The sequence below is a fragment of the Mesorhizobium sp. M0598 genome (assembly GCF_040320865.1).
Lineage (GTDB): Bacteria > Pseudomonadota > Alphaproteobacteria > Rhizobiales > Rhizobiaceae > Mesorhizobium.
This window is the reverse complement of sequence record NZ_JAMYQL010000048.1, coordinates 23,406-29,529: the sequence shown is the minus strand read 5'-3', so window position 1 is coordinate 29,529 and position 6,124 is coordinate 23,406. Positions and strand designations below refer to the sequence as shown.

Annotated in this window: 6 protein-coding genes; 2 read left to right on the top strand and 4 right to left on the bottom strand. The window is 63.5% G+C overall.

Going from position 1 to position 6,124, the window contains the following annotated elements; translation table 11 throughout:
- The coding region (locus tag NKI59_RS32060) for a hypothetical protein (RefSeq protein WP_352708541.1) at positions 1 to 322 on the top strand (322 nt) is incomplete at its 5' end.
- A 372-nt stretch (positions 323 to 694) separates the two neighbouring features.
- Complete coding sequence (locus NKI59_RS32055; protein ID WP_031212724.1) at positions 695 to 1,081, top strand: DUF2794 domain-containing protein; 387 nt, start codon at positions 695 to 697, stop codon at positions 1,079 to 1,081.
- A 4-nt stretch (positions 1,082 to 1,085) separates the two neighbouring features.
- Here NKI59_RS32055 and NKI59_RS32050 read toward each other — a convergent pair whose 3' ends face one another.
- The 4 genes from NKI59_RS32050 to NKI59_RS32035 all read right to left on the bottom strand — a co-directional run bounded on the left by NKI59_RS32050 (position 1,086) and on the right by NKI59_RS32035 (position 6,024).
- Positions 1,086 to 1,655, bottom strand: a complete 570-nt coding sequence (locus tag NKI59_RS32050; RefSeq protein ID WP_352708540.1) for a GNAT family N-acetyltransferase — start codon at positions 1,653 to 1,655, stop codon at positions 1,086 to 1,088.
- A 110-nt stretch (positions 1,656 to 1,765) separates the two neighbouring features.
- Positions 1,766 to 2,545, bottom strand: a complete 780-nt coding sequence (locus tag NKI59_RS32045; RefSeq protein ID WP_352450195.1) for a Bax inhibitor-1/YccA family protein — start codon at positions 2,543 to 2,545, stop codon at positions 1,766 to 1,768.
- A gap of 219 nt (positions 2,546 to 2,764) precedes the next feature.
- Positions 2,765 to 5,314, bottom strand: coding sequence for an ABC transporter permease (locus tag NKI59_RS32040; protein WP_352708538.1), 2,550 nt, complete (start codon positions 5,312 to 5,314; stop codon positions 2,765 to 2,767).
- Positions 5,314 to 6,024 carry an ABC transporter ATP-binding protein gene (locus NKI59_RS32035; RefSeq protein WP_352708537.1) on the bottom strand — a complete coding sequence of 237 codons (711 nt, stop codon included), beginning with the start codon at positions 6,022 to 6,024 and terminating at the stop codon, positions 5,314 to 5,316. Before NKI59_RS32035 ends, NKI59_RS32040 begins: the two co-directional genes overlap by 1 nt.
- Positions 6,025 to 6,124: the final 100 nt, after the last annotated feature.

The window sequence follows — 6,124 nt, the reverse complement described above, 5'->3', positions numbered from 1 at the left end:
GCTTCTGTCCTCGAATGGCATCCCGAACCCCCTCGCGCAAAAGCGCAAAACTGTTCGCGATGTCCTCGCACATCTGTTCGCGATGTCTCCGGTCCAAACACCCTTGTGGGAGAAGGTGGATCGGCGCGCAGCGCCGAGACGGTTGAGGGGTGCTGGAAGAATTGAGGCGGCGGCGATTTCAAGGAAATTGCCAAGCTGGAACACCCCTCATCCGTCGCCTTCGGCGACACCTTCTCCCACAAGGGGAGAAGGGAGAACCGCGCTCAACCTTCTGATGGCAGCCAATCCGGACGGATCGCACCGCCACGGCTCCGGCCAATAAAAAACCGGCGTCAGCTTGCTTCTGACGCCGGTCATTTAGGTTTTGGGATCGTCGCACCCGATCTTTCCAAGGAAAAACCGAGGTTGGTTCGATCCGACGCAGACCCGTGGGCGGGGGGCTTGGGGTTTACGAGCCGGTGCCGGACCGAACCGTCTCAGGCAACACCGGTAAATTCGTCGGACATTGGGGCATGAGCACGGATAAAAAAAGGCAGGATTGTGGCGAAGCATCACCAATTCCAACAGGCGTTTCGCAAACGTGACTGGACGCTGGAGAAACCGCGCGGTGCTGGCCTTGCCCGGCCGGGCCTTGCAATTCGGCAACGAAAGCGCCAACTTTGGTCGGCGTACGATTCATTGCGAGGATCCAGGCATGACTGATCGCAGCAGCGGGACGGAGGATGGGGACGCATCCGCAATATTGATCCCGCTGCATGAGGCAAGACGCGAACGCCTCGACCAGCCGGTGCGGTTCGACCGGCGCGAACTGGACCAGATCCTCAGGCTCTACGGCCGTATGGTTGCCGCCAACGAGTGGCGCGACTATGCCATCGACCATCTCGCCGACCGCGCCGTTTTTTCCGTCTTCCGCCGCACCAGCGAAGTGCCGCTTTTCCAGATCGTCAAGGATCCGAAGCTGGCGCGCCGGCAAGGCGCGTTCGCCGTCATCGCCGCCGGCGGGCGCATCCTCAAGCGCGGCCAGGAACTCGGCCGGGTGCTTGGCGTGTTCGACCGAACACTGAAGCTGGTCGAGGCGTAACCCTTTATTTTTGCTGGCGGAACTTCCGCTCGGGCAGCGATTGCGGATCAGGCGGGATGGACGCCCCGCCATTGATCGGCAGTTGCATGAACACCGTGTCCAGCCAGCGTCCGTGCTTGTAGCCTGAGCCTTCCAGGCGGCCGGAATGACGAAAGCCGAGCTTCTCGTGCAGCCGTACCGAGGCGCTGTCGGGCCGGCCGTCGCCGATCACCGCGATGATCTGGCGAAAACCCGCCGCCTTGGCCGCCTCGATCAGCCCTTGCATCAAGAGCAGCCCGACGCCTTGCCCTTTGGCCTCGGGCGCGACATAGACGGAATCCTCAACGACGAAGCGGTACGCCGGGCGCGGCCGGAACGCTCCGGCATAGGCATAGCCGAGCACGGCGCCGGCCTTTTCTGCAACGAGATAGGGAAAGCCGCCCGCCATCAGGTTGTCGAAGCGCACGCCCATCTCGGTGCGGCTTGGCGGTTCGAGTTCATAGCTCGCCGTGCCATTCGTCACCGCGTCGGCATAGATTTCGGTGATCCGGTCGAGATCGGCCGACGTCGCGGCCCGCAAGGTGATGCTGCTCATAATTTAGGCACGTCGTTCATCTGCCCTATATCACAGCAAAAGCCGGCACAAAAGAAAAGGGCGGCCATTGGGCCGCCCTTTCCAAACTCGCTGGTCCAGGAAAACCGTATTTAGCGACGGTCGCCCATGAACTGCAGCAGAAACATAAATAGGTTGATGAAATCGAGATAGAGCCTCAATGCGCCCATAATCGCCTTGCGGCCGGCGACATCAGTCTCGTCGCCCTCGAAGTACATCTCCTTGATGTTCTGCGTGTCGTAGGCGGTGAGGCCCGCGAAGATCAGCACGCCGATCGCCGAAACGGCGAAGGAAAGCGCCGACGACTGCAGGAAGACGTTGATCACCATCGCGATGATCAGGCCGACCAGGCCCATGACCAGGAACGAACCGAACGCCGAGAGATCGCGCTTGGTCGTGTAACCGTAGAGCGACAGCCCGCCAAAGGCGGCGGCGGTGGCGAAGAAGGTCTGCGAGATGCTGGCGGTGGTGTAGACCAGGAAGATCGACGACAGCGACAGGCCGACGAGGCCGGCGTAGACCCAGAATGTCGTCTGCGCGGCCGAAACGCTCATCGACTGGACGCGGAACGACAGGAACATCACCGCTGCCAGCGGGGCGAAGATCACCAGCCATTTCAGCGGCGAGCCGAAGATCGCGTAGCCGAACGAGGTCAGCATCTCGCCGCTTGGCAACGTCGCGACGGCCGAGGCGGGATCGCTGGTGGTGGCCAGCATGATTGTGCCGACCGCGGCAAGGCCGGTGATGAGGAGGCCAAGCCCCATCAGATTGTAGACCTTAATCATATAGGCCCGCAGGCCCTGGTCGATGGCAGCATCGACGCCGGCGCCGGGCACGGCGCGCGTCTGATAATTGCGAACGGGATCAGCCATGGAAATCCTCATATTGCTTCTGCCCCGTCCGGTGTCAGGTCCTTTTGAACCCAGGCGCCGCTGGCGGGGCTCCAGCATGCCTGCGCCGAAATATGATGGTTCTTGGCGTAAAGGACAAGACCGTAACCAAACGTAATGCTCCGTGAAGTGCCGGAGATACGGTTTTATTGGCCTTCCCGCCCGGAACATTACCGAGATTTAATCGAAACCGGCTCTGGCTCAAAGATTCCGCAGCACCGGCGCCGCCTTGTGGCCCAGCACCCGCCACGTGCCGGCAAGGCCTATGCCGACCGTGACCACCAGCGAAAAGCCGATGGTCGCCACCACCACCTCCGGCATGAAGTGCGATGGCAGCGTCATGATGCGCGCGACGACGAACCACGCCGCCACACCGCCCGCTGCCAGCGCGAAGATCGCAGTGGCAAGGCCGATCAGCATGTATTCCAGCGAAAACGCGGCGATCAGCGTTTTCCTGGTCGCACCCAGGGTCTTCAGCACCACCGCGTCGTGAATGCGAGCCCGGTTGCCGGCGGCGAGCGCCCCGGCCAGCACCAGCACCGAGGCGATCAACGCCACGCCCGCTGCTGCCCTGATTGCTGTGCCGAGCTGCGCCACCAGCCGGTTGACGATTTCGAGCGCGTCCTTGACCCTGACCGTCGTCACCGCTGGAAAGGCACGCGTGACGGCGTTGAGAAGATGCGCATCGTCGGCTGCCGACGCATTCGTCTCGGTCAGCGTCGCCAACCAGCCATGCGGCGCATCGGCGAATGTGTTGGGCGAGAACACCATGACGAAATTGATGCCCATGGTTTCCCATTCGACCTGGCGGAAATTGGCGATCTTGGCCGTGATGTTGCGGCCGAGCACGTTGACGGTGATGGTGTCGCCGAGCTTCAGCCCGATCTCTTTGCCTTCCTCGGCGGAAAACGAGACCAGCGGCTCGCCGGCATAGTTCTCCGGCCACCAGCTGCCCTCGGTCAGCGTCGCATTCTCCGGCAGCTTTGCGTCATAGGTCAGGCCGCGATCGCCGCGCAGTACCCAGGCGCCTTCGGCCGGAACCTTGACCTTGTCGACATCGACGCCGTTGAGCGCCATCACCCGGCCGCGCAGCATCGGCACCTTGATCAGCTTGCCTTGCGGTGCCTCTTTGCCGAGCAGCGCGGAGAAGGCATCGCCGTCACCGCTCTGGATATCGACGAAGAAGAAGTTCGGTGCCCTTTCCGGCAGGCTGCCCGAGATCTGCCGCCTGAGATTGCCGTCGATCAGCGCCAGCGTCACCAGCAGCGTCAGCCCGAGTCCCAACGACAGCACCACGGACGGCGTCAAGGCGCCAGGCCGATGGATGTTGCCGATGGCGAGCCTGAGCGCGGTCGAGCGCACGCGCGGGCTTTTCTTCGCCGCCCACTGCACCAGCGAGCCGACCACACGCAGCACCAGGAACGAAAAGATCGTGGCGCCAACGAAGATCGAGGCAATACGGCGGTCGCCGGAAAACAGGATCGCCAGTACCGCGAGCAGCAGCGCGATGCCCAATGCCGCGGCGATATAGAGCGGGCGTGGAAAACCGCGGCCCTCGAAACCCATTTCGCGAAACAGCGCCGTTGCCGGCACGTCGCGGGCGCGGCCGAGCGGCAGCAAGGCGAAAGCCAGCGTCACCAGCAGCCCGAACAGCGCTGCCATGCCGAGGGCGCCGGGATAGAACCCACCTTCCGCCGGCACTGGAATGACCGATTGGAGTGCCGCGCTGGCCGCGAACGGCATCAGCGCGCCCAGCACAAGGCCTAGCGTGATGCCGAGGGCGGCGATCATCAGGATCTGCACCAGATAGACGGCAAAGACGAACCCTCCCGAAGCCCCCAGGCTCTTGAAGGTGGCGATGACGCCGCGCTTGCCGTCGAGATAGGCACGCACGGCATTGGCCACGCCGACGCCGCCGACCACCAGCGCCGTCAACCCGACCAGCGTCAGGAATTGCGAGAACCGTTCGATGTTGGAGGACAGCGCCGGCGCTGCGTTGCTGCGGGTGCGGATCGACCAGCCGGCCTGCGGGAACTGGTTTGCCGCCTGCTCCTGGATCGCCTTGATCTGTGCCTCAGTGGTGCCGCCGGGCAGGCGGACCTTATAGGCGTTCTCGACCAGGCTGCCCGGCTGGATCAGGCCGGAAGCGGCAAGCCCGTCGGTCGACACCATCAGCCGCGGCGCAAAACCGAAGCCATCCGACACTGCATCCGGCTCGTTGACCAGCCTGGCGCGCAGCTCGAACGTCGCGCTGCCGAGCTTTAGCCGGTCACCGATGCCAAGGTTCAGCCGCTCGAACAAGAGGTCCGGGGCGGCGGCGCCGAAGACGCCGGATTTTTCGCCGAACAGATCCTCTCGCGACAGCACCGGCTCGGTCTCCAGCGCACCATAGAGCGGATAGGCGCCGTCGACCGCCTTGGCCTCGACCAGCGCCTGGTCGGAGCCGTCCTCGAGCCTCGCCATCGAGCGCATATTGGCGCTGTGCGAAACCGTGCCAAGCCGGTCGAGGAAGCTGCGTTCGGCTCTGGTCGGATCGCGTTGGTTGAGCTGGAAGCGGAGATCACCGCCGAGCAGCGTCTGGCCCTGGTCGGCAACACCGGCGGAAATAGCCTGCGCCACCGAATTGACGCCGCCGATTGCCGCGACGCCGAGCGCGATGCAGGCAAGGAAGATCAGGAAGCCGGACAGCCCGCCACGCATTTCGCGCAGCGAAAACCGAAAGGCGAGCCTCAGCGTTCGCGCCAGCGGCATCACGCGGTCACCTTGCCAGCCCTGGTGGCCGGCTTAGGCGCGTCTTCGATCAGCCCCGACCGCATCGACACCTGGCGCGAGCAGCGCGCCGCGAGTAGCGGGTCATGCGTGACCAGCACCAGCGTCATGCCGCGTTCGGCCGCCTTGGCAAACAGCAGGTCGGCGACGTGCCGCCCCGTTGCCTGGTCGAGATTGCCGGTCGGCTCGTCGGCGATCAGGATGCGCGGCGACGGCGCCAGCGCCCGGGCGATCGCCACGCGCTGCTGCTCGCCGCCAGACAATTCGCCGGGGTAATGGGTGACGCGATCGCTGAGACCGACCGCCGCCAGCTCGCGCGCCGCCACGCCGAATGGATCGACATGGCCGGCAAGCTCCAGCGGGACAGCAACGTTTTCCAGCGCCATCATATTAGGGATGAGATGGAAAGACTGGAACACGATGCCGATGTTTCGTCCCCGAAACGATGCGATCTGATCTTCGCTTTTGCCGTTGAGCAGCTCGCCGGCAATTCGGACCGTCCCCGAATCGACCCTTTCAAGCCCGGCCAAAACCATCAGCAATGTCGACTTTCCCGAACCTGAAGGTCCAACGATGCCTGTCGCTTCGCCGCCCGCCACATCGAGGCTGACGCCCTTCAGCACATGGACCGAGGATGCACCTTCGCCGAGCGTCAGCGATACGTCTTTCAGCGAAATGACGGCTTCTTCCAAAATCAAATCGTCCTATATGGGGGATGAAGGCTAGAGCATCCGATGCTCGACAAAGACGAAAACCTGCCTTCGCCAACAGATGTTCCTGGTCATATGGGGC

What these genes read in the sequence shown, in the direction of transcription:
- NKI59_RS32055 (WP_031212724.1), top strand. Translation starts at nt 695, where the DNA reads ATGACTGATCGCAGCAGCGGGACGGAGGATGGGGACGCATCCGCAATA.
- NKI59_RS32050 (WP_352708540.1), bottom strand. Translation starts at nt 1,655, where the DNA reads ATGAGCAGCATCACCTTGCGGGCCGCGACGTCGGCCGATCTCGACCGG.
- NKI59_RS32045 (WP_352450195.1), bottom strand. Translation starts at nt 2,545, where the DNA reads ATGGCTGATCCCGTTCGCAATTATCAGACGCGCGCCGTGCCCGGCGCC.
- NKI59_RS32040 (WP_352708538.1), bottom strand. Translation starts at nt 5,314, where the DNA reads ATGCCGCTGGCGCGAACGCTGAGGCTCGCCTTTCGGTTTTCGCTGCGC.